Origin of the sequence: Streptomyces sp. NPDC048441, assembly GCF_043200235.1 — a bacterium.
Lineage (GTDB): Bacteria > Actinomycetota > Actinomycetes > Streptomycetales > Streptomycetaceae > Streptomyces.
Map to the genome: position 1 here is coordinate 194435 of NZ_JBICXM010000005.1, position 21907 is coordinate 216341.

Sequence of the window (21907 nt, forward strand, 5' to 3'; positions counted from 1 at the left end):
GCATGACGGACCGTAAGTCTCAACTCGCCGCAAACCTGGCGAACGTCGAAGAGCGCATCGCCGCGGCGTGCGTGGCGGCCGGGCGCAAGCGGGCGGAGGTGACCCTGATCGTGGTCACCAAGACCTACCCCGCGAGCGATGTGCGGATCCTGTCGGAGCTCGGTGTGCGTCACGTCGCCGAGAACCGCGACCAGGACGCGGCTCCCAAGGCCGCTGACTGCTCAGATCTGCCCCTTACTTGGCACTTTGTCGGTCAATTGCAGACCAACAAGGTCCGCTCCGTGGTCAGTTATGCCGATGTGGTGCAGTCTGTGGACCGCCCCAAGCTCGTCACGGCCCTCTCGACGGGTGCCGTGCGCGCGGGGCGGGAGTTGGGCTGCCTGCTTCAGGTGGCGCTGGATGCCGAGGAGAACGGGCGGGGTGAGCGTGGGGGCGTAGGACCTGGCGGAATCGAGGAGTTGGCCGGACTCGTGGCACAGGCTCCCGGACTGCGGCTCGACGGTCTGATGACCGTCGCACCGCTCACCGGGCCGTACGCGGGGCGGCAGCAGGCGGCGTTCGAGCGGCTGATGGAATTCTCAACCCTCATGCGCGCGGCTCATCCGGCTGCGAACATGGTGTCGGCAGGGATGAGTGCGGACCTCGAACAGGCCGTGGCGGCCGGGGCGACACATGTGCGCGTCGGTACGGCGGTACTCGGAGTCCGTCCCGGGCTCGGGTAACGTCGCCAAGAAGTCGGACCACAGCAGAAAATATGGTCATTCTCGCTGTTGGGCGGGGATACCTCGTGGATCGCGGGCAGTTGGTGACACGACAGCCGATCCACCACAGAGCGGAGGACTCAGAGCATGGCCGGCGCGATGCGCAAGATGGCGGTCTACCTCGGCCTCGTGGAGGACGATGGGTACGACGGTCCGGGGTTCGACCCCGACGACGAGTTCGAACCCGAGCCGGAGCCCGAGCGGGACCGCAGGCGGCATGAGCCGTCACACCAGTCGCACCAATCCCGCCAGGCGCACCTGTCAGAACGGGACGAATCGGTACGAGTGGTACAGCCCCCCGCACAGCGTGAGCCGGTCGCCCATTCCGCTTCGCTACCCGCGGAATCCGGACGTCCGGCACGTATCGCCCCCGTGGCATCCATCACACCTGAACGTCAGAGCCTGGAGAAGAACTCACCGGTGATCATGCCCAAGGTCGTGTCCGAGCGGGAGCCCTACCGCATCACCACGCTGCACCCGCGGACGTACAACGAGGCCCGTACCATCGGGGAACACTTCCGCGAAGGCACTCCGGTGATCATGAATCTGACCGAGATGGATGACACGGATGCGAAGCGACTTGTCGACTTTGCCGCCGGTCTGGTGTTCGGTCTCCACGGCAGCATTGAACGAGTGACGCAGAAGGTGTTCCTGTTGTCGCCTGCTAACGTCGATGTAACGGCGGAGGACAAGGCTCGCATCGCAGAGGGCGGGTTCTTCAACCAGAGCTGAGACGCAAGTGACGCAGTAACGCAGAACCGGCAAACGAAGCACGAGTAACAGGGGAGAGGGAACCGCCGACATGAGCGTGGTCTTGCAGGTGCTTTACATCGCGCTGATGTGCTTCCTCATCGTGCTGATCTTCCGGTTGGTCATGGACTACGTCTTCCAGTTCGCCCGCTCATGGCAACCCGGCAAGGCGATGGTGGTCGTTCTGGAGGCCGCCTACACTGTCACTGATCCACCGCTCAAGCTTCTGCGGCGGTTCATTCCGCCGCTGCGTCTCGGGGGCGTGGCGCTCGACCTGTCCTTCTTCGTATTGATGATCATCGTCTACATCCTGATCACCGTCGTGAGCGGCTTGTGAACGATACGGTCTTGCCGAATGCCGACGACTACGTTGAGGTGAAGAGATGCCGTTGACCCCCGAGGACGTGCGGAACAAGCAGTTCACGACCGTCCGCCTCCGAGAAGGCTATGACGAGGACGAGGTCGATGCCTTCCTCGATGAGGTCGAAGCCGAACTGACTCGCTTGCTCCGTGAGAACGAGGACCTGCGCGCCAAACTGGCCGCCGCGACCCGCGCCGCTGCGCAGAACCAGCAGCAGGGCGGTATGCGCAAGCCTCCGGAACCGCAGGACCAACGCGGTCCCGGTGCCCCCGTGCCCGCCGCAATATCGGGCCCGCAGCCGGTGCCGCCGCAGCAGCAGCACCCGCAGCAGCATCCGCAGCACCAGCAGATGGGCGGTCCGCCGCAGCTGCCCGGTGGCGCGCCGCAGCTCCCCGCGGGACCCAGTGGGCACGGCCCGCAGGGTGGACCGCAGGGTCAGGGTCCGATGGGCCAGGGCCAGATGGGCCAGAGCCCCATGGGTCAGGGTCCGATGGGCGGCCCCATGGGTGGTCCCATGGGCGGCCACGGTCCGCAGATGCCGCAGCCCGGTCAGGGCCCCGGCGGCGACAGCGCCGCGCGTGTGCTCTCCCTTGCTCAGCAGACTGCCGACCAGGCGATCGCGGAGGCCCGTTCCGAGGCCAACAAGATCGTCGGAGAGGCCCGTTCGCGTGCCGAGGGCCTCGAGCGTGACGCCCGTGCCAAGGCCGACGCCCTGGAGCGGGACGCGCAGGAGAAGCACCGCGTAGCGATGGGCTCCCTGGAGTCCGCCCGCGCCACCCTCGAGCGCAAGGTCGAGGACCTGCGAGGCTTCGAGCGCGAGTACCGCACCCGTCTGAAGTCCTACCTGGAGTCGCAGCTCCGTCAGCTGGAGACCCAGGCCGACGACTCGCTGGCTCCGCCGCGGACCCCGGCCACGGCTTCCCTTCCGCCGTCCCCGGCGCCTTCCATGGCACCGGCCGGCGCGGGCGCCCCGTCGTACGGCGGCCAGCAGTCGATGGGCGGCAACCAGCCCACCGCGGGACCGTCCTACGGCGGCCAGCAGCAGATGTCCCCGGCGATGACCCAGCCGATGGCGCCGGTGCGGCCGCAGGCCCCGCAGCCCATGCAGCAGGCTCCGTCGCCGATGCGTGGCTTCCTCATCGACGAGGACGACAACTGACGGCCGTTTCCACGCCTTAGGCGTCGGCAGCGTTCAGGGCGAGGCCCCCAGTTCTTCTGGGGGCCTCGCCCTTTGTGTGTCCCTTGCCGAGGCGAGTGCAGAAACGTTCATCTGTGCGTGGGCACGCAACGCCGAAGGCCCGGTCCCGCCAAGATCTTTGGCGGGACCGGGCCTTCGCCGGTTCTCGGTGGCTACGCCTTGCGGAGGCGGAACGTCAGGGACAGGGGCTCGTCCGTGAACGTCTCGCCGTACGTGTCGTCGGCCTCGCCCTGTCCGAAGTCCGTGGCGAGGACCTCGTCCCCGATGAGGTCGGCGTGGTCGGACAGGGCCGTGATCACGGCCGGGTCCGTGGAGGTCCAGCGCAGGGCGATCCGGTCCGCGACGTCCAGGCCGCTGTTCTTGCGGGCCTCCTGGATCAGGCGGATCGCGTCACGGGCCAGTCCTGCCCGGCGCAGCTCCTCCGTGATCTCCAGGTCCAGGGCGACCGTGGCACCGGAGTCGGACGCCACCGACCAGCCCTCGCGCGGAGTCTCCGTGATGATGACCTCATCCGGGGCCAGCGTCACCGTCTCGCCTTCGACCTCGACCGAGGCCGTGCCCTCGCGCAGGGCCAGGGACAGCGCGGCGGCGTCCGTGTCGGCGACGGCCTTGGCGACCGCCTGGACGCCCTTGCCGAACCGCTTGCCCAGGGCGCGGAAGTTGGCCTTCGCGGTCGTGTCGACCAGTGAGCCGCCGACTTCGGAGAGCGACGCAAGGGAGGAGACGTTGAGCTCCTCGGTGATCTGGGCGTGCAGCTCCGGGTTGAGCGACTCGAAGCCCGTGGCCGCGACCAGGGCGCGCGACAGCGGCTGGCGGGTCTTCACGCCCGACTCCGCGCGCGTGGCGCGGCCGAGCTCCACCAGGCGACGTACGAGCACCATCTGCCGGGACAGGTCCGGGTCGATCGCCGACAGGTCGGCCTCGGGCCAGGACGTCAGGTGCACCGACTCCGGGGCGTCCGGAGTGACCGGCACCACCAGGTCCTGCCAGACGCGCTCCGTGATGAACGGAGTCAGCGGGGCCATGAGGCGGGTGACCGTCTCCAGGACCTCGTGCAGGGTGCGCAGGGCCGCCTTGTCGCCCTGCCAGAAGCGGCGCCGGGAGCGGCGTACGTACCAGTTGGAGAGGTTGTCGACGAACGTGGACAGGAGCTTGCCCGCCCGCTGGGTGTCGTAGCCCTCCAGGGACTGCGTGACCTGGTCCGTGAGCGCGTGCAGCTCGCTGAGCAGCCAGCGGTCCAGGAGCGGGCGGTCGGCGGGCGCCGGGTCGGCTTCGCTGGGGGCCCACTTCGACGTGCGGGCGTAGAGGGCCTGGAAGGCGACCGTGTTCCAGTACGTGAGGAGCGTCTTGCGGACGACCTCCTGGATCGTGCCGTGACCCACGCGGCGTGCCGCCCACGGGGAGCCGCCGGCCGCCATGAACCAGCGCACGGCGTCGGCGCCGTGCTGGTCCATCAGCTGGATCGGCTCCAGGGTGTTGCCCAGGTGCTTGGACATCTTGCGGCCGTCCTCGGCGAGGATGTGGCCGAGGCACACCACGTTCTCGTACGAGGACTTGTCGAAGACCAGGGTGCCTACCGCCATCAGCGTGTAGAACCAGCCGCGGGTCTGGTCGATGGCCTCCGAGATGAACTGCGCCGGGTAGCGGCTCTCGAAGAGCTCCTTGTTCTTGTGCGGGTAGCCCCACTGCGCGAACGGCATCGAACCGGAGTCGTACCAGGCGTCGATGACCTCGGGGACGCGCGTCGCGGTCTCCTGGCAGGTCGGGCAGGGGAAGGTCACCGCGTCGATGAACGGGCGGTGCGGGTCGAGCTCCGACTGGTCGGTGCCCGTCAGGTCGGAGAGCTCGGCGCGCGAGCCCACACAGGTCAAGTGGCCTTCCTCGCAGCGCCAGATGGGCAGCGGGGTGCCCCAGTAGCGGTTGCGGGACAGCGCCCAGTCGACGTTGTTGTTCAGCCAGTCACCGAAGCGGCCGTTCTTGACCGACTCCGGGAACCAGTTGGTCTTCTCGTTCTCTTCGAGGAGGCGGTCCTTGATGGCCGTGGTGCGGATGTACCAGGACGGCTGCGCGTAGTAGAGGAGCGCCGTGTGGCAGCGCCAGCAGTGCGGGTAGCTGTGCTCGTACGGGGTGTGCCGGAAGAGCAGACCGCGGTCCTGGAGGTCCTCGGTCAGCTTCTCGTCGGCCTTCTTAAAGAAGACACCGCCTACCAGCGGGACATCCTCTTCGAAGGTGCCGTCGGGACGGACCGGGTTCACGACCGGGAGGCCGTACGCGCGGCAGACCTTGAGGTCGTCCTCACCGAAGGCGGGGGACTGGTGGACCAGACCGGTGCCGTCCTCGGTGGTCACGTAGTCGGCGTTGACCACGTAGTGCGCGGGGGCGGGGAACTCCACGAGCTCGAAGGGGCGTTGGTAGTTCCAACGCTCCATCTCGGCGCCGGTGAAGGTCTGGCCTGTGACCTCCCAGCCCTCGCCGAGCGCCTTCTCGAGGAGCGGCTCGGCGACCACGAGCTTCTCTTCACCGTTCGTCGCGACGACGTACGTGACGTCGGGGTGCGCGGCGACGGCGGTGTTGGAGACGAGGGTCCACGGAGTGGTCGTCCACACCAGGAGGGCCGCCTCGCCGGCGAGAGGGCCGGAGGTGAGAGGGAAGCGGACGAAGACGGACGGGTCGACGACCGTCTCGTAGCCCTGCGCAAGCTCGTGGTCGGAGAGGCCGGTGCCGCAGCGCGGACACCAGGGGGCGACGCGGTGGTCCTGGACCAGGAGGTCCTTGTCGAAGATCTCCTTCAGGGACCACCAGACCGATTCGATGTACTCGGGGTTCATCGTGCGGTACGCGTCGTCGAGGTCGGTCCAGTAACCCATGCGGGTCGTGAGGTCGGCGAAGGCGTCGGTGTGCCGGGTCACGGACTCGCGGCACTTGGCGTTGAACTCGGCGATGCCGTACGCCTCGATGTCCTTCTTGCCGTTGAACCCGAGCTCCTTCTCGACCGCGAGCTCGACCGGGAGGCCGTGGCAGTCCCAGCCGGCCTTACGGGCGACGTGGTAGCCCCGCATGGTGCGGAAGCGCGGGAAGACGTCCTTGAAGACGCGGGCCTCGATGTGGTGGGCGCCCGGCATTCCGTTGGCGGTCGGCGGTCCCTCGTAGAACACCCACTCGGGGCGCCCCTCGGACTGGTCGAGGCTCTTGGCGAAGATCTTCTGCTCGCGCCAGAAATCGAGCACGGCGTGCTCGAGGGCGGGCAGGTCGACCTGGGCGGGCACCTGGCGGTACTGCGGCTGCGTATTCAACGGCTGCGTGTTCAACGCGCTTCCTCCGGCGGACGATTCCGTTCCGTCGGAGGGACGAGAGCCGCTTGTCGCGCTCCCGCGGTACCACCCTCCTTGGCCTTCCGTGCGCGTGTGGCACACGGGAAAGCCCCCTCATTGGGGTCGCGATGCCGGGTCTACTGGCCCGCCGCGGGCCTGAGGGCCCGCTGCCGGTCGTTCTTCCGGCGGCTCCGGGGTGATCTTCGCGTCGCGCCTGCCCCCGGGCTCACACCGTCCCCGGGTCGCTCATGGCCGCATACGCCGCTACTCGTCCCCATCCACGCTTCTCGCTCCGCCAGTGTACGGGGCCGGGGCAGAGGGGGCCGACCGGTTATTCGGGCTCTTGGCTCAGGCGTGCTGGGGGACCTCGTCCCTGAGGGAGTCGCGGACCATCTTCCGCAGCTCCGGGCTGTCGGTGTGTCCGTGGACGGACACGGCGTGCTCGCTGGCGGCGCGCACCACTTCTTCCTCCTCGCCGGAGATGGCGAGGGTGCAGTTCGTCTCGCTCGGGAACTCTCGGCAGTCGGCTGTCTTACGCATGGCGCACCTTCTCGGGTCATGTCATCATGTCCCATTTTATGCCTGGGGTTCCGTCTTGACATGGGCTCGCGCCCGATGTCGTAGGGGCGGCGGGGACTGACCCGAATGGCCATATGCGGGGTGTCGGGATCCTGGCCCGGTGTGAGGGGCGGATTACCCGGCGGAGAGCTGGGCACAACGCTTGCATGCTTGCCGCGCGGCACCCGTGGGGCGGGCGAATCAGGCGGCGTGCCCCGTTGCCGCGGGCTCTGAGTCGATTTATCGTCCCAGCACGATTCGCGAGCAAGATCACAATATGTGAAGGGGCCGCGGCCATGGTGGCGAAGAAGACCGCCGTACAGCATTCGGCGTCGAGTAGATCCACGGGCGCGGCCACGCACGGAGCCAATGGGACGCACGGTTCTCATGGCAGTTCTCGCGGCGGTTCTCAGGGCGCGCACGGGGCCGAAGAGACCACTGCGAAGAAGGCTCCTGCGAAGAAGGCGACTGCCAAGAAGACGGCTGCCAAGAAGACGGCCACCAAGAAGGCTGTCGCGAAGAAAGCGATTGCCGAGACGATCGCGGCGGGGGACAAGAAGGCCCCTCCGTCGAAGAGGACAGCTGCCAAGAAGAGCCCCGCTAAGAAGAGCACAGCCAAGAAGAGCACAGCCAAGAAGATGGCCGCGACAGCGGCCGATGGTGCGGCTCAGGCCGCGGAGACGACGGGAGCCACGACAGTGGTCGCGAAGAAGACTCCGGGTACGGCGACGGCAGCGAAGAAGCCGACCGCGGTGCCCAAGGCGCGTGTCGCCGCCGCGGAGCCCGGTGAGCTGGCCGTCCGGCCTGGCGAGGACCCCTGGACCCCGGAGGAGGTCGCGGAGGCGCGCGCGGAGCTCCAGAGCGAGGCGCTGCGGCTCGGCAGCGAGATCACCTCTTCCGAGGACGCCCTCGCGGGCCTGATGCGGGACTCCGGAGACGGCGCGGGCGACGACGATGCGGACACCGGCACCAAGAACATCACGCGGGAACACGAGATGTCGCTGGCCGCCAACGCGCGCGAGATGCTCGAGCAGACCGAGCGCGCCCTGGAGCGGCTGGACGCGGGGACGTACGGCATCTGCGAGAACTGCGGCAATCCCATCGGCAAGGCGCGGATGCAGGCCTTCCCTCGCGCGACCCTGTGCATGGACTGCAAGCAGAAGCAGGAGCGGCGCTACTGAACGGCGCTACTGAACGGGGCCTGGCCGCCTGCTGTCGTATGCCTGTGCCGTACCCTCGTCCCCAGTCAGGTACCTAGGTTGAGGGACTCACGTGGCAGAGGCGGAGCGCATCATCGGTACGCCGGATATTCCTGAGGCGGCTGGGGCCGAGTCGGAGCAGTCCGCCTCGGGCTCCGACGAGGCGGCGGGTCAGGACGGGCAGGCTCCGAAGGGTGAGCAGGCTCCGAAGAGCGAGCAGGTTTCGTCGGCCGACGCGCAGGTTTCGTCGTCGGACGAGCAGGCCTCCTCGGACGAGTCGAAGCCCAAGGGCAAGCGCAAGATCCTCGTCCTGTTCGCGGTGGCCGTGTTCGCGTACGCCCTGGACCTCGTCAGCAAGACGATCGTCGTCGCGAAGCTGGAGCACCACGAGCCGATCGACATCATCGGCGACTGGCTCCGGTTCAACGCCATCCGGAACGCGGGCGCCGCCTTCGGGATCGGTGAGGCCTTCACCGTGATCTTCACCTGCATCGCGGCTGCCGTGATCGTGGTGATCGCCCGCCTGGCCCGCAAGCTCTACAGCCTGCCGTGGGCGATCGCCCTCGGGATGCTGCTCGGCGGCGCCCTGGGCAACCTCACCGACCGGATCTTCCGTGCCCCCGGGGTCTTCGAGGGAGCGGTGGTCGACTTCATCGCGCCGAAGGGCTTCGCGGTGTTCAACCTCGCGGACTCGGCGATCGTGTGCGGTGGCTTCCTGATCGTGATCCTGTCCTTCCGCGGCCTGGACCCGGACGGGACCGTCCACAAGGACTGAGCGCGGCCTGAGCCCTCGGCGAGGGCTCGTGGTGCGGGAGTGTCAGTGGCCTCCTGCATACTCAATGGGTGAGCACGATTCCCGAGATCCGTACCCTGCCCGTGCCGGACGGCCTGGAGGGCGAGCGCGTAGACGCCGCCATCTCCCGCATGTTCGGTTTCTCCCGCACGAAGGCCGCCGAGCTGGCGGCGGCAGGCAAGGTGATGGTCGACGGCAGCGTGGTCGGCAAGTCCGAGCGTGTGCACGGCGGCGCCTGGCTGGAGGTGGAGATGCCGCAGGCGCCCGCCCCGGTGCAGATCGTCGCCGAGCCCGTCGAGGGCATGGAGATCATCCATGACGACGACGACATCCTGGTGATCGTCAAGCCGGTGGGCGTGGCCGCGCACCCGAGCCCCGGCTGGACCGGCACGACAGTGATCGGCGGCCTCGCCGCGGCCGGCTATCGCATCTCGACCTCCGGCGCCGCCGAGCGCCAGGGCATCGTGCACCGCCTCGACGTGGGCACCTCCGGTCTGATGGCGGTCGCCAAGTCGGAGCGCGCATACACCTCCCTGAAGCGCCAGTTCAAGGAGCGCACGGTAGACAAGCGCTACAACGCGCTGGTGCAGGGCCACCCCGACCCGATGAGCGGCACGATCGACGCCCCCATCGGGCGCCACCCGAACCACGACTACAAGTGGGCGGTCACGGCCGAGGGCAAGCCCTCCGTCACGCACTACGACCTCATCGAGGCGTTCCGGGCGGCCTCGCTGCTCGACATCAAGCTGGAGACGGGGCGCACGCACCAGATCCGCGTGCACATGGCGGCCCATCGGCACCCGTGCGTGGGCGACCTGACGTACGGCGCCGACCCGACGTTCGCCAAGCGGCTCGGTCTCACGCGCCAGTGGCTGCACGCGGTGCGGCTCGGCTTCGAGCATCCCGGTGACGGGCAGTGGGTGGAGTTCGAGAGCACGTATCCGGACGACCTCCAGCAGGCTCTCGACCGGGTGCGGGCAGAGAGCGAATGAGCGCCGGGGTCACCTGCCGGGTAGCGGTCGAGGCCGACGACCTTGAGGCCTGTTTCGGGGTCCGCAAGGAAGTCTTCGTCGTCGAGCAGCAGGTCCCCGAAGACCTGGAGTACGACGAGTACGACGCCGGGGCGGTGCATGTCCTGGCCGTCCGTGATGACGGGCTGCCATTGGGCACGGGCCGCCTGCTGTCCGGTGCGGCGGCCGCGGCGAAGAACGGCGGGGACGCCGAGGTGGGCGCGCTCGGCCGCCTCGCGGTGACGCGGGCCGCGCGCGGACTCGGTGTCGGTGCGGCCCTGGTGCGGGCGATCGAGGACGCGGCACGCGCGCGTGGCCTCACCGCGGTCGACCTGCACGCGCAGACGCATGCGATGGGGTTCTACGAACGGCTGGGATACGTGGCCTATGGGCCGGAGTTCCCGGACGCGGGGATTCCGCACCGCGCGATGCGGAAGGCGCTGGACTAGGTGCGGGGCTAGGCGCAGGATCAAGGGCTGGGCTGGGGGGCGACGCGGATGCGTTGGGCCAGCAGGTCCGGGCTGGATCAAGCAGGTCCCGGGCCGGATCGTTAGGAAACTTTCCAATCGGTCTTGACGGGCGCCTTGAGTCGCCCCTACGTTCGCGCCATCCCCACCTCCCCCACCCACGGAGCTCGTGATGCGCACCGCAGTACCCAGGAAGCACCGTAAGAGCCGAACTGTCATGGGCATGGCCACCGGGATCGTCGCGATCGGCGCGCTCGGACTCGCCGGGACCTGGCATGCGTCCGCCGGACAGACCGCGGCCGCCACGCCCAGGGCACCGCTCTGGCAGGCCGACCCCGCCAAGGGCACCAGCGTCTTCGAAGGCGTGGAGACCAAGCCGGGGACCGTCAGCGTCGTGGACGACCCCAAGGGGCAGTACGGCAAGACGTACAAGCTCTACACATCGGGCGACAAGACCGACCCCGATGAGCGCGTGCGCGTCGAGACCCGCGGTCACAAGAAGCCGGACGGCACCCGGCTGCGCTTCGCGGAGGGCGACACCGTCTACGTGGGCTGGCGCGCGATGTGGAACCCGCTGCCCACCCACGCCGGGGACTGGGTCGCTCTGTGGCAGCTCAAGGACTACGGCAGCGGCGCGGCCACGCCGCCCCTGTCGATGAGGGCGCGCGGCAACGGCACCATCGACCTCGAGTACGCCGACCCCGACCTCAAGACCACTCAGCTGTGGAACACGCCCCTGAAGACCGGTGAATGGCACCACTTCGTAGTCGGCATCAAGGTGTCCGACGACCCCTCGAAGGGCTCCGTCCAGTTCTGGTACGACGGCAAGCAGCAGGACCTGAAGGGTGGTTCGACCTTCAAGGGTGCCACCCTGCGCGCGGACTGGGTCACCGACAAGTGGGGCGTGTACCGCTCCGACGGAGTCACCGGAGCGGCCACGGCCTACCTCAACGGGGCCAAGGTGGGCAGGAGTTACGAGGACGTCGCACCCTGACCCGGCCCGCCCTGCAGGTCAGGCGGGCAGCCCCCAGCGCGTCCACGCGCCCGATGAAGGCACGTCACGGGGGCCCTTGCGTGCCTCACCACCGCGTGGGGTGACCACCGCGGTCGCCCCACGCGGGAGGCGTACGGAGATCCGGCCCGCCGCCACCTCCTTCCACGGCAGCGCGCGGCCCCGCTCGTCGTGTACGGAGATTTCCCCCGCGATGCCGTGCTGGAGCGTCAGCGGGGCGCCCGCCTCGCTGTGGACGCGCACCCACCTCGTGGCGCCGCCCGAGCGGTCCGCGTCGATGAGGAAGGCGCCAGGCACGCGCAGGGACGCGATGGAGGCGTCCGGCCAGCGGGCGGAGACGGAGGGGAAGGCCTTCACCACGCCGTCGTGCCCCTGGACAGCCATGTCGAGCATCGACTGCGCCGCCGAGAGCGGACTCTCCAAGGCGAAGTTCTTGCCCTCCCGGTACATGGTGTTGACCGTCATCGCGCAGTCCGCGACCACCTTCAGATCGGTGAAGAACGTCAAGTAGTCCAGGGCCTTCTCGGGCTCCTCCATCACCGAGTACATGGAGGACGCGGTCGCGTAGCTGTAGCCGTGCCACAGGTTCTGCATCGACACCCAGTGGTCCATGCTGCGCCGCATCACGTCCCGGTCGGCGGCCTTGTCCCAACTGCGCTCGCGGAGCGGGTAGAGCCACAGCAGGTGCGAGTGGTGGCGGTGCGATTCGGCGAGCGGGACGTCCTTGCCGATCATGACTCCGGCGGCCGGGTCCTCGGCGTACGGGGTCAGGCGCGTGGCTATGTCCTGCCACTCCCGCGCGCGTGGGTGGTCGGTTTTGAGCAGGCGGGCCGTCTCCAGGAGGGTGCGGGCGCCCCACCGGATCAGGGAGAGGTCGTACGTGCAGTCCGCCGCGTTGGCGTACTCCGGAGAGCGCGTCTCCAGGAGGTGCAGTGTGCCGTCGGGGCCCTCGTGCAGGAATTGGGCGTAGAAATTGATCGCCTTCGCGAGGATCGGGAAGAGGACGTCCCGCAGGATCGCCTTGTCCATGGAGTGCTGGTAGGCCTGCCAGACGTTGTGCATGGCCCAGGTCAGGTTTCCGAAGTTGTCGGAGATGTGGTCGCTGCCCGGCGCGCCGACGTCGTATGTATCGCCCGCGCGCAGCTGCCAGTCGGAGGGGTGGCCGAGCGCGTAGCTCTCGCCGTCGCGGTACGCGGCAGGGACCGAGGTCGGCAGGTTCTTCTCGAAGCGGGCGAACGTGCTGGTGACCGAGTCGAGTTCGGGGTGGTTGGAGCCGTGGACGGGAGCCATGCCGATCTGGACGTTGAGGTTCCACCACACGGCGGTCCAGTTGTTGCCGACCTCGGGGAACCACGGCCCCCACTCGGAGATCGTCGGGCCGCCGGAGCGGGTGGAGGCGGCCAGCTTGTAGAGCTGGGCGAGGTAGAAGGCTTGCAGACGCTTGTCGGGTACGGAGAGGAAGCTGCGCCGGTAGTAGCCGTGCCACCAGCGGCGGTGACGGGCTATCAGGTCGTCGAGGTCCGCGGAGAGCGTCCGCTCGACCTGGCGGCGGGCGTCACGGGTGGCGTCGGACACGTCGCCGGGGGAGCGGTAGGCGAGATGCGCCGCCAGCAATCTGCCGGTGCCTGAGCGCAGTTCACGCCAGGCGGTGGTCCAGCCGCCGCCCGCGAGCAGCGGTTGCTGGACGTATCGAACAGATCCCGAGCCGACCTCGGGGTCGGGGTTCGGGGTGTACTCAGGGGGCTTCCCGGATGTGCGGGTGGTGGCGGCGGGCAACCATTGGAATGTCCAGGCGGAGTCCTCCTCGCCGGCACTTGGCCTGGTCGACACGAGCAGCGCGCCGCTGTCGTTCTGCACGAGCGCCGTGAACGCCACACTGCCGCGGGTGGTGGTCACGGTGCCGCGCAGTTCGGCGTCATACAGGTCCAGAGTCCAGTCGACGGAGGTGATGTCCCCAGCGAGAGTGAGCGTGAAGTAGCCGATGGGCAGCCGCGAGTAGCCGATGCCGCCGCGCCACTGACCACGCCTGTCCTGCACCTGCGTGTGGCTCAGCATCAGCTTGAGGGTGTTGGCCGTCTTGCCCGCGTACAGCTGGGCGCCCAGATACCCGTTGGCCAGGAAGGGCCCTTCCTGCCAGCCGGTGGGCAGCCGCCGCCACACCATGGCGGCGGCCCGCACGGTCTCCTCGTAGGGGTCGGCCTTGCCTTCGGTATCCGTGTGCGCAGCGGATGCCGGGAGCGGGGCGGCCCATGCGGTGGCGGACGACGCGGTCCAGAGCGCGGTGCCCGCGGTCGCGGCGACGGTCGCGGCGGCCGTGGTGGAGACGAAGCGTCTGCGGGAGAGGGCGTGGTGCTCAGGCAGGGCTTCGGGCGAGGGCTGGTGCTCAGGGAGGTTCATGCGGCGAGCTCCTTGCGGTAGTGGTCGACGGAGGGGCCCATGCCGTGGTCGGGGTCGGCTTCGTAGACGCCGTCCGCGTCCTTCTTGCCGAAGCCCAGAGGCTGGTAGAGGGTCGCGCAGGAGGGGTGCCGGTCGGCGAGGCGCTGCCAGGAGGTCCAGGTCGTGTCCCAGGCCTTCACGTGGGTGCGCATGGTGGCGCTGCGCTCGCCCGTGTAGCCGCGGAGCATGACCTGCCAGCCGTGGTGGATCGCGGAGTACAGGTGGAGTCCGTAGCGGGCCGAGACCTGGAGGTGGCGGCGGTCGGCGCGGTCGCGCAGCGGGATGCGGTCGGCGAGTCCGGTGACCTCCTGCCAGATGCGGGCCGCTTGGGCCTTCTCCGCGAGGGCCTGCTCGACCAGGCCCGCGGCGGCTATCGCGTCGTAGTCGGGGATCAGGTCCTTGTCGCTGCCGCCGAGGAACTGGTCGCGGGTCCAGGTCAGGCGTTTCACAGGGAGCAGGGTGCTGTAGTGGCCGCGCAGGGTGCCGGCCGCGGAGAGGAGGGCGAGACGACGGAAGCGGTCGACAGCGGCGCCGGAGAGACCGGCGCGGTGGGCATAGGCGCGGAACGCGCCCTGTTCGCCGAGCGCGGTGTCGCGGGACCAGCGGGCCATCACCCACATGTTGAGGTCGCACCAGAGTTCGCTGGAGATGTACGGGCCGCGCCAGCCGCCGCCGCGGGACCAGGTCCACACCCCGGCGAACAGGGGGTTGTCGACGAGGTCGGAGAGGCCGCGGGGGCCGGTGCCGGTGCCGGTGGGGTACTCCTCGAAGCCGTTGATGACGCCGTCCGCGATGTAGTCGGGGCAGGCGCCCTTGGCCTCGTACTCGCGGGCGCACTGGACCTCGGCGATCTGGCGGTGGCGGCCGATGCCGAGGGTGGGGTTGAAGGGGACGGTGCGCCAGAAGTCGCTGGCCGTGTGCTTGATGGAGAACAGGAGCTTGTCGTGGGGTTCGATCTTGTCGGTGACGGCGCGGTAGTAGGCGGGGTCGTCGCGGAGACGGTCGCCGCCGGTCGACCAGGTGCGGAAGAACAGGTGCTTTCCGGCACGGACGCAGACCTCGTCGCGGAGCAGCCGGAGGAGGAGGTCGTGGCTTGAGGCGCCCTCGGTGATGGGGTTGTTGCCGGTGTGGAAGGGGACGTTCTGGAGGTAGGTCTCGCCGGTGCGGATCACCAGGCCGTCGATGCCGGGGAAGCGGGCGAAGACCTCGCGCAGCATCAGGCGGTGGATCTCCAGGGTGCGGGGGCGGTGCAGGCTGATGCGTCCCTCGGAGTCCAGGAGTTCGTCGCCGTACAGCTCGATGAGGCGCTTGGGGAGCACGATGATGTCGGTGAAGAAGTAGGAGCCGATGCCCGCGGCGTGGGCGCGGGAGATGTGGTCGTCTATGCGGCGCGCGTTGTCCTCGACCCAGGCGCGGGCCTCGGAGCCCGCGGGGAAGGTCCGTTCGTCGACGGTGTCGAAGGTGACGGCGGTGTGCGGGGGACGGAACTCGTTGATGACCTGGCCGTCGTAGTCGTACGACGCGAGGGTGCGCGGGTCGTTGTAGCGGGACTCGGTCATGGGCTCGCCGGGGTTGGCGTGGACCATGTCGAGGAGGAAGGGGAGGCGTCTGCCGGCGGCGTATGCGGAGGGGGCGAGGCCGAGCGTCAGGGCGCCGGCGGCGAGGCCGCTGCCCGCGCCGAGCACGGTGCGTCGGGAGGGACCTGCCGGGGGGCCGGGAGTGCGGTGCGAGGCGGGCATACGGGCTCCAGACATATATGTGTTGAAGGTTCTCGTCCCTGAATCCCTCCGCATGGTGCCTGGGGAGGAGGGGAACCGGAAGGCTTTGCGCGCCGCCTTCTACTCATATTCATCCGAGGACTGTTCATCCACATGAACCCGGAGGTCATCGCCGCGAGGGGGAAGGGGGGAGTGCATTGGCCCGGTTCAAGGGGAATGCGTGGCAGGGTTGAGGTCTTGATCGTCCGAGTCTCGGTCTGTCTCGGACTGTCTCGAACCGCCTCGAACTATCTCGAACCGCCGGAGGGCGCACCGTGGACCAACTGGCGCTGCTGCTCGTTCTGTTGCTCGGCGCCGTGCTGACGGTGCCGCTGGGGGAGCGCCTCGGGCTGCCCGCGCCCGTGCTCATGACGCTGGCCGGGATCGTGCTCGCCTTTGTGAGCTGGGTCCCGAACGTCGAAGTCCCGCCGGACTACATCCTTCCGCTGGTCCTTCCTCCCTTGCTGTACGCGTCCGTTCAGCGCACCTCCTGGCGGCAGTTCGCGGCCAACAAACGCCCTATCTTTCTGCTCGCGGTGGCGCTCGTCTTCGTGACGACCGCCGCGGTCGGGGCGATCGCCAACTCGATCGTCCCTGGGCTGCCGATCGCCGCGGCCGTGGCCCTCGGCGCGCTCGTGGCGCCGCCCGACCCGGTTGCCGCGACCGCCGTCGCCGGGTCGCTCGGGCTGCCGCGGCGGCTCGTGTCGATCCTGGAGGGGGAGGGGCTCTTCAACGACGTCACGGCGATCGTGCTCTACCACGTGGCGATCGCGGCGGCGGTCAGCGGGACTTTCTCGTGGCCGTCGGCGGTGGGGCAGTTGGTGCTCTCCGCGGTGGTCGCCATCGCCGTGGGGTTCGCGCTCGGCTGGCTCACCAACAAGCTCATGGGGCTGCTCGGCGACGCCACCCTGCAGACCGGCATGACACTGCTCGTGCCCTTCGTGAGCTATGTGCTTGCCGAGGAGTTGATGGGCTCCGGCGTGCTCGCCGTGCTGACCACCGCGCTCTACCTCGCTGAGCACGCCGCCGACGCCGACGACGTGCTCGGGCGGATCACCGGGCAGACGTTCTGGCAGATCGTCGACACCCTGGTCACCGGCGTCGCGTTCGGGCTCATCGGGCTCGAACTGCACAACGTCTTCGGCACGGCGAACGGCCGCGAGATGCAGATGCTCGGCTGGGGCGCCGCGGTCGCCGGGGTCGTCATCGGCGTACGACTTCTATGGCTGCTGCCCGCTACCTGGGTCGCCAAGCGGCTGCACAAACTGCGGGACTACGACGAGGACATCCCGACCACGTGGCGCGAGACCGTCGTCGTGTGGTGGGCCGGGATGCGCGGGGTGGCATCGGTCGCCCTTGCCCTCGCCATTCCGCTGAAGACGGAGAACGGAGATCCCTTCCCGGCCCGTGACGAGATCATCTTCGTCGCCTTCTGCGTCATCATGGCGACCCTCGTCGTCCAGGGGCTCACCCTGCCCTGGCTGGTGAAGAAGCTCGGGGTGCGCGCGGACACCGACGCCGAGCGGGCCGTCGAGCGGGATCTCGCCATCCGGGCGGCCAAGGCGGCCAAGCGCCGCCTCAAGGAGATCGAAGAGGTCGAGGAGCTGCCGGAGGACCTCTCGGAGCGGCTGCTGCGCGGGGCGTTCGACATCGGCGCCAGGATCAGCCCCGACATCGTCGACGACGAACGGCGCGAGCGGTACTCGAAGCGCGCCGACCGTCTCAAGGCCGTCCGGCGCATCCAGCGCGACATGATGTCAGCCGCGCGCCACGAGGTGCTTGCCGCGCGCAGCGAGGTCGGCTCCGATCCCGAGATCGTCGACCGGGTGCTCCACCAGCTCGACGTACGCAGTCTGCGGTCCTGAACATCGAGGCTCGAATCTCGAATCCCGAGTCTCCGGAAGGGCGGGTTCAGCCCCGGCCCGTGCGCGGGACGACCGGCGGGGGCGGATGCGGATGGTCGTCCTCGGGCGGCAGTTCGGCCCAGGCGGTGTTGACCCGCGGCAGTGCGTAGGCATGGTGCTGTGTCAGCCAGCGGATCAGCTGCTCGCGCACCGTGACCCGCACGGTCCAGATGTCGTCGGCGTCCTTGGCGGTGACCAGGGCGCGCACCTGGATCGTGTTCGGCGTCGTGTCCGTGACCGCGAGGCCCCAGTCCCTGCCGTCCCAGGCGGGGCACTCGCGCAGGACGTCCCGGAGCTGCTCCCGCATCTCGAGGACGGGCGCCGTGTGGTCCAGGTGGAAGAAGACGGTGCCGGTCATCTGGGAGCCGCCGCGCGACCAGTTCTCGAAGGGCTTCGAGACGAAGTACGACACCGGCATCGTGATCCGGCGCTCGTCCCAGGTCCGCACGGACAGGAAGGTCAGTGTGATCTCGTCGACCGTGCCCCACTCGCCGTCCACGACGACGGTGTCCCCGATGCGCACCATGTCCCCGAAGGCGATCTGCAGCCCCGCGAAGAGATTGGCGAGGGTGGACTGCGCGGCGACGCCCGCGACGATGCCGAGAAGGCCCGCCGAAGCGAGCAGTGACGTCCCGGCGGCCTGCATGGCGGGGAAGGTCAGCAGCATCGCGCCGACGGCCACGACGCCGATGATGGCGGTGACCACCCGCTGGATCAGCGTGACCTGCGTACGCACGCGGCGGACCCGGGCCGGATCGCGGTGGGCGGCGGCGTAGTGGGCGTACGAGGACTCGACGACGGCCGCCGCGATCCGGACGAGGAGCCAGGCCATGGACCCGATGAGCACCAGGGTCAGCGCTCTGGCGATCCCCTCCGAATGGTCCTCGGCGACCTTCGCCTGCTCGTACGAGCCGCGTAGGAGGGCCGCGCACAGGACAAGTTGGAGCGGCAGACGGCAGCGCCGCAGCAGGCTCCACAGCGGGACGGCGGGGTGTCGTTCGCCGGCCCGGCGCAGCAGCACATCGGCCAGCCGCACCACGGCCAGCGTGAGCACGACCGAGCCGCCGACCACGATCAACGGACGCAGTACGTTCTCCATGCCTCCGAGGGTAGGTGGCACCATGGCCTCATGAACATCATGCTTTTCCACTCGACGCACGGGCTGCGGCCCGCGGTGCACGCGGCCGCCGACCGGCTGCGCGCCGCGGGGCACGAGGTGTGGACGCCCGATCTCTTCGACGGTCGCACGTTCGACACCGTCGAGGAAGGCATGGCCTACAGGGATGAGCTCGGCAAGGAGGAGCTCCTGAAGAGGGCCATTCTGGCCGCCGCGCCTTACTCCGAGCGGGGTCTCGTCTACGCCGGTTTCTCGTTCGGCGCCGCCACCGCGCAGACGCTCGCCCTCGGCGACGACAAGGCGCGCGGCCTGCTGCTCCTGCACGGCACGTCCGACATCGCGGAGAACGCGACGGTGGACGAGCTGCCGGTGCAGCTGCACGTCGCCGAGCCCGACCCGTTCGAGACGGACGACTGGCTGAGCGCCTGGTATCTGCAGATGGGGCGGACCGGCGCCGACGTCGAGGTCTACCGCTACGCGGGCGCCGGGCACATCTACACCGACCCCGACCTGGACGACTACGACGCCGATGCGGCGGAGTCGACCTGGCGGACGGCGATCGGCTTCCTCGAGACGCTCAGCGAGTAGCACCGGCCCCCCCCCGTGACCCGGTCAGCGCACAGGGGCGTCCGCCCGCTCGACCTGCTGGGTGCCGCTGAGCGTGCGGTACGAACGCGCCCACGACGACGTCGCCTTGGGGTCCTTGCGGTCGGACAGGACGTAGTAGTCCATCTGCGAGCGCTCGGCGGTCACATCGAGGACTCCGTAGCCGTGCGAATCCATGTCCAGCCACTTCACATGGCGGTTGGCCGCCTTGATCGCGCCCACGGCGACGAGCGAGAGCGTGTGCGGGGCGACGTGCAGCATGTCGTCCACGTTGTCGGAGGTCACGGACGTGACCACGAACTCCGTGGCCGCCGAGGGCGTTCCGGGGTACGTGGCGGCCTTGACCGGTACGTCGTTCGCCCAGGCCATGTGGATGTCGCCGGTGAGGAAGACCGTGTTCCGGACGGCCTTGTCCACCAGGTGCGAGATGAGCTCCTTGCGGTCGTCGGTGTAGCCGTCCCACTGGTCGCCGTTGATGGCGAGGCCTTCCTTGGGGAGGCCGAGCAACTCCGCGATGGGCTCGAGCAGATGGGCAGGCACGGAGCCGAAGGCCACCGGCGAGATCATCACCGAGGTGCCGACCAGCTTCCAGGAGGCGTCGGACGACGCGAGGCCCGCCTTCAGCCAGTCGAGCTGGGCGCGGCCCGTGATCGTACGGTCCGGGTCGTCGACGTCGCCGCTGCCGAAGCCCGCCTGCTCGGAGCGGAAGGAGCGCAGGTCGAGCAGGTGCAGATCGGCCAGCTTGCCGAAGCGGAGACGGCGGTAGACGGTGCCTTCAGTAGAAGGGCGTACGGGCATCCACTCGAAGTAGGCCTGCTTGGCTGCCGCCATGCGCTGCGCCCAGCCGCCCTCGGTCTCCGGGGAGTGGTTGACCGCGCCGCCCGGCCAGGCGTTGTCGGCGAACTCGTGGTCGTCCCAGATGGCGATCAGGGGGTGCGTCGCCTGCATCGCCTGGGCGTCGGGGTCGGTCTTGTGGATGCCGTGCCGGGTGCGGTAGTCGGCGAGCGAGACGATCTCGTGCTTCGGCTCGTGCTGACGCACTCCGTACTCCGCTGCCGGGTACTCGCCGCTCTTGTACTCGTAGATGTAGTCGCCGATGTGCAGGACCGCGTCGAGTTCGGTGCGGGCCGCGAGATGGCGGTAGGCGGAGAAGTATCCGGCCTCCCAGTTGGCGCAGGACACCACGCCGAACCGGACGCCGGGCGCGGCCGCTTCATGGGCCGGGGTGGTGCGGGTGCGGCCCACGGGGGAGTGCACGGGGGTGCCATCGCCTACGGAGAAGCGGAAGTAATAGGTGGTGGCAGGGCGCAAGGCCCTTACGTCGGCCTTGACCGTGTGGTCGGCCGAGGCCCGCGCGGTGGTGCTGCCGCGGCCGACGACCTGGGCGAAGCTCTTGTCCTTGGCTATCTCCCAGCTCACCTTGGTGTCCGGCCCCTTGCCGGATCCCGGCGAGGCCTCCGGTATCGGCGTCACACGGGTCCACAGCAGCACACCGTCGGGCAGCGGGTCACCGGAAGCGACTCCGTGGTGGAACGCGGGCCCTTCGGCGGCGTGTGCGGAGGGGGCGGCGGCGAGCGGTGCGAGGGCCGCGGTCGCGGCGGCGGCCTTGACGACCGTGCGGCGGCGCGGGGCCGCGGAGTTGAGCGGCCTTGAGGTGCTGATTCGACTGGTCACGGGCGATTACCTTACTGGCCAGTAATCGCCAAGAGCGGGCGACCTGTGAAAAGTTCGCCCGCTCTTCCGCTGCGTGCCGTTCAGTGCGCGATTTTCATGCGGCTTTCATGCGGCTTCCATGTGATTTTCGTGCGGCTTGCGTGCTGGTTCAGGCTGTTCAGCCCTTGAGCGCCGCGTCGATGGCGGTCTTGTAGTCCGCGACCGTTGAGGGAGCGTTCTTCTTGTCGGAGCCGGTCAGCTTCTTGCCGTCCATGACGAAGGAGGGCGTGCCGTCGACGTCGTCCTTGTTGTCGTCGAACTTCTTCGACATCTCCAGGGCCCAACGGTCGTACGTGCCGTCCTTGACGTCCTTCGTGAAGGTCTTGCTCTTCTTGAGCTCGGGGACCTCGTTCGCGATCTTGAGCAGCACCGAGTCCTGCTTGAACTTGTCTTCCGTCTCGGTGGGGTGATTCTCCTTGGAGAACAGCGCCTTCTTGTAGTCGAGGAAGGCCTGGTCGCTCACGTTCAGGGCGGCGCCGAGCGCGCTGAGCGCGTTCTTGGAGCCCTCACCCGTCAGGTTGCGGTCGAGGAACGAGGCACCGATGAACTGGATCTTGTACTTGCCGTCCTTCAAGTCCTTCTCGACCGTCGGTCCTACGGTCTGCTCGAAGCTGGCGCAGACCGGGCAGCGCGGGTCCTCGTAGACCTTGAGGGTCTTCTTGGCGCTCTCCTTGCCGAGAACGACGGTCGTGCCGTCAGTGCCCGAGGAGTTCGCGGGCTTGACCAGCTTCTCGTCCTTCGCGGCGTCCCAGTGGCTGGGCTTGTTGGACTGCATGACGGCGTAGCCGACACCGCCCGCGATCGCGAGGACCGCGACGATGGAGACGCCGACGATCATCGACCGCTTCCGCTTCTCCCGCTTGCGCTCGGCTTCCTGCTGGGCGCGGATCCGCTCGCGGGCCGCCGACTTGGCCGCCTGGCTGTTGCGCTTGCTCATGATGCTGTTCTCCGTAG

18 protein-coding genes are annotated in these 21907 nt (G+C 68.9%); 11 read left to right on the forward strand and 7 right to left on the reverse strand.

The window, feature by feature from the left end; all coding sequences use genetic code 11:
• Window positions 1–2: 2 nt before the first annotated feature.
• From ACGFSB_RS14560 to ACGFSB_RS14575, 4 genes are all read left to right on the forward strand, one after another.
• The gene (locus ACGFSB_RS14560) at window positions 3–722 is read left to right on the forward strand and encodes a YggS family pyridoxal phosphate-dependent enzyme (RefSeq protein WP_393398418.1); all 720 of its coding nucleotides are present in this window, start codon (window positions 3–5) and stop codon (window positions 720–722) included.
• A 126-nt stretch (window positions 723–848) separates the two neighbouring features.
• Entirely contained in the window at window positions 849–1493 is a 645-nt protein-coding gene (locus ACGFSB_RS14565) for a cell division protein SepF (RefSeq protein WP_393398420.1), read from the forward strand.
• A gap of 70 nt (window positions 1494–1563) precedes the next feature.
• On the forward strand, window positions 1564–1848 hold the full coding sequence (locus tag ACGFSB_RS14570) for a YggT family protein (RefSeq protein ID WP_393398422.1): 285 nt from the start codon (window positions 1564–1566) through the stop codon (window positions 1846–1848).
• 46 nt (window positions 1849–1894) lie between these two features.
• Entirely contained in the window at window positions 1895–3031 is a 1137-nt protein-coding gene (locus ACGFSB_RS14575) for a DivIVA domain-containing protein (protein ID WP_393398424.1), read from the forward strand.
• A 191-nt stretch (window positions 3032–3222) separates the two neighbouring features.
• On the opposite strand, the gene ileS is transcribed toward ACGFSB_RS14575, so the two are convergent.
• Window positions 3223–6363: an isoleucine--tRNA ligase gene (gene ileS, locus ACGFSB_RS14580; protein WP_393399027.1), complete on the reverse strand. Its 3141-nt coding sequence runs from the start codon at window positions 6361–6363 to the stop codon at window positions 3223–3225.
• Between the two features lie 366 nt (window positions 6364–6729).
• A complete protein-coding gene (locus ACGFSB_RS14585) occupies window positions 6730–6921 on the reverse strand; it encodes a DUF1059 domain-containing protein (RefSeq protein ID WP_087883719.1) in 192 nt (63 codons plus the stop codon).
• 314 nt (window positions 6922–7235) lie between these two features.
• Between ACGFSB_RS14585 and ACGFSB_RS14590 the strand changes: the two genes are divergently transcribed.
• The 5 genes from ACGFSB_RS14590 (at window position 7236) to ACGFSB_RS14610 (ending at window position 11402) form a co-directional block, all read left to right on the forward strand.
• The gene (locus ACGFSB_RS14590; protein WP_393398427.1) at window positions 7236–8120 is read left to right on the forward strand and encodes a TraR/DksA C4-type zinc finger protein; all 885 of its coding nucleotides are present in this window, start codon (window positions 7236–7238) and stop codon (window positions 8118–8120) included.
• A 91-nt stretch (window positions 8121–8211) separates the two neighbouring features.
• Entirely contained in the window at window positions 8212–8913 is a 702-nt protein-coding gene (gene lspA / locus ACGFSB_RS14595) for a signal peptidase II (RefSeq protein ID WP_393398429.1), read from the forward strand.
• Window positions 8914–8981: 68 nt separating this feature from the next.
• A complete protein-coding gene (locus tag ACGFSB_RS14600; protein ID WP_393398431.1) occupies window positions 8982–9923 on the forward strand; it encodes an RluA family pseudouridine synthase in 942 nt (313 codons plus the stop codon).
• The gene (locus tag ACGFSB_RS14605; RefSeq protein ID WP_393398433.1) at window positions 9920–10390 is read left to right on the forward strand and encodes a GNAT family N-acetyltransferase; all 471 of its coding nucleotides are present in this window, start codon (window positions 9920–9922) and stop codon (window positions 10388–10390) included. The genes ACGFSB_RS14600 and ACGFSB_RS14605 overlap by 4 nt, the downstream gene beginning before the upstream one ends.
• 241 nt (window positions 10391–10631) lie before the next feature.
• Window positions 10632–11402, forward strand: coding sequence for a heparin lyase I family protein (locus tag ACGFSB_RS14610; protein ID WP_393398435.1), 771 nt, complete (start codon window positions 10632–10634; stop codon window positions 11400–11402).
• 18 nt (window positions 11403–11420) lie between these two features.
• Here ACGFSB_RS14610 and ACGFSB_RS14615 read toward each other — a convergent pair whose 3' ends face one another.
• Together ACGFSB_RS14615 and ACGFSB_RS14620 are read right to left on the reverse strand one after the other, a co-directional pair.
• Window positions 11421–13817: a hypothetical protein gene (locus ACGFSB_RS14615; protein ID WP_393398437.1), complete on the reverse strand. Its 2397-nt coding sequence runs from the start codon at window positions 13815–13817 to the stop codon at window positions 11421–11423.
• The gene (locus ACGFSB_RS14620; RefSeq protein ID WP_393398439.1) at window positions 13814–15595 is read right to left on the reverse strand and encodes a hypothetical protein; all 1782 of its coding nucleotides are present in this window, start codon (window positions 15593–15595) and stop codon (window positions 13814–13816) included. The genes ACGFSB_RS14615 and ACGFSB_RS14620 overlap by 4 nt, the downstream gene beginning before the upstream one ends.
• Before the next feature lie 293 nt (window positions 15596–15888).
• Here ACGFSB_RS14620 and ACGFSB_RS14625 point away from each other — a divergent pair, with 293 nt between their 5' ends.
• The gene (locus ACGFSB_RS14625; RefSeq protein WP_393398441.1) at window positions 15889–17478 is read left to right on the forward strand and encodes a Na+/H+ antiporter; all 1590 of its coding nucleotides are present in this window, start codon (window positions 15889–15891) and stop codon (window positions 17476–17478) included.
• Between the two features lie 46 nt (window positions 17479–17524).
• Here ACGFSB_RS14625 and ACGFSB_RS14630 read toward each other — a convergent pair whose 3' ends face one another.
• Complete coding sequence (locus ACGFSB_RS14630; RefSeq protein ID WP_393398443.1) at window positions 17525–18616, reverse strand: mechanosensitive ion channel family protein; 1092 nt, start codon at window positions 18614–18616, stop codon at window positions 17525–17527.
• Window positions 18617–18646: 30 nt separating this feature from the next.
• Here ACGFSB_RS14630 and ACGFSB_RS14635 point away from each other — a divergent pair, with 30 nt between their 5' ends.
• Window positions 18647–19222, forward strand: coding sequence for a dienelactone hydrolase family protein (locus tag ACGFSB_RS14635; protein ID WP_393398445.1), 576 nt, complete (start codon window positions 18647–18649; stop codon window positions 19220–19222).
• Between the two features lie 24 nt (window positions 19223–19246).
• Here the strand turns inward: ACGFSB_RS14635 and ACGFSB_RS14640 are convergent, their stop codons facing one another.
• Window positions 19247–20914, reverse strand: a complete 1668-nt coding sequence (locus ACGFSB_RS14640; RefSeq protein WP_393398447.1) for an alkaline phosphatase D family protein — start codon at window positions 20912–20914, stop codon at window positions 19247–19249.
• A gap of 157 nt (window positions 20915–21071) precedes the next feature.
• Window positions 21072–21890: a thioredoxin domain-containing protein gene (locus ACGFSB_RS14645; RefSeq protein WP_393398449.1), complete on the reverse strand. Its 819-nt coding sequence runs from the start codon at window positions 21888–21890 to the stop codon at window positions 21072–21074.
• Window positions 21891–21907: the final 17 nt, after the last annotated feature.

Coding starts and splice junctions, on each gene's coding strand:
- ACGFSB_RS14560 (WP_393398418.1), top strand. CDS start 3: ATGACGGACCGTAAGTCTCAACTCGCCGCAAACCTGGCGAACGTCGAA.
- ACGFSB_RS14565 (WP_393398420.1), top strand. CDS start 849: ATGGCCGGCGCGATGCGCAAGATGGCGGTCTACCTCGGCCTCGTGGAG.
- ACGFSB_RS14570 (WP_393398422.1), top strand. CDS start 1,564: ATGAGCGTGGTCTTGCAGGTGCTTTACATCGCGCTGATGTGCTTCCTC.
- ACGFSB_RS14575 (WP_393398424.1), top strand. CDS start 1,895: ATGCCGTTGACCCCCGAGGACGTGCGGAACAAGCAGTTCACGACCGTC.
- ACGFSB_RS14585 (WP_087883719.1), bottom strand. CDS start 6,921: ATGCGTAAGACAGCCGACTGCCGAGAGTTCCCGAGCGAGACGAACTGC.
- ACGFSB_RS14590 (WP_393398427.1), top strand. CDS start 7,236: ATGGTGGCGAAGAAGACCGCCGTACAGCATTCGGCGTCGAGTAGATCC.
- ACGFSB_RS14605 (WP_393398433.1), top strand. CDS start 9,920: ATGAGCGCCGGGGTCACCTGCCGGGTAGCGGTCGAGGCCGACGACCTT.
- ACGFSB_RS14610 (WP_393398435.1), top strand. CDS start 10,632: ATGGCCACCGGGATCGTCGCGATCGGCGCGCTCGGACTCGCCGGGACC.
- ACGFSB_RS14615 (WP_393398437.1), bottom strand. CDS start 13,817: ATGAACCTCCCTGAGCACCAGCCCTCGCCCGAAGCCCTGCCTGAGCAC.
- ACGFSB_RS14620 (WP_393398439.1), bottom strand. CDS start 15,595: ATGCCCGCCTCGCACCGCACTCCCGGCCCCCCGGCAGGTCCCTCCCGA.
- ACGFSB_RS14630 (WP_393398443.1), bottom strand. CDS start 18,616: ATGGAGAACGTACTGCGTCCGTTGATCGTGGTCGGCGGCTCGGTCGTG.
- ACGFSB_RS14635 (WP_393398445.1), top strand. CDS start 18,647: ATGAACATCATGCTTTTCCACTCGACGCACGGGCTGCGGCCCGCGGTG.
- ACGFSB_RS14645 (WP_393398449.1), bottom strand. CDS start 21,890: ATGAGCAAGCGCAACAGCCAGGCGGCCAAGTCGGCGGCCCGCGAGCGG.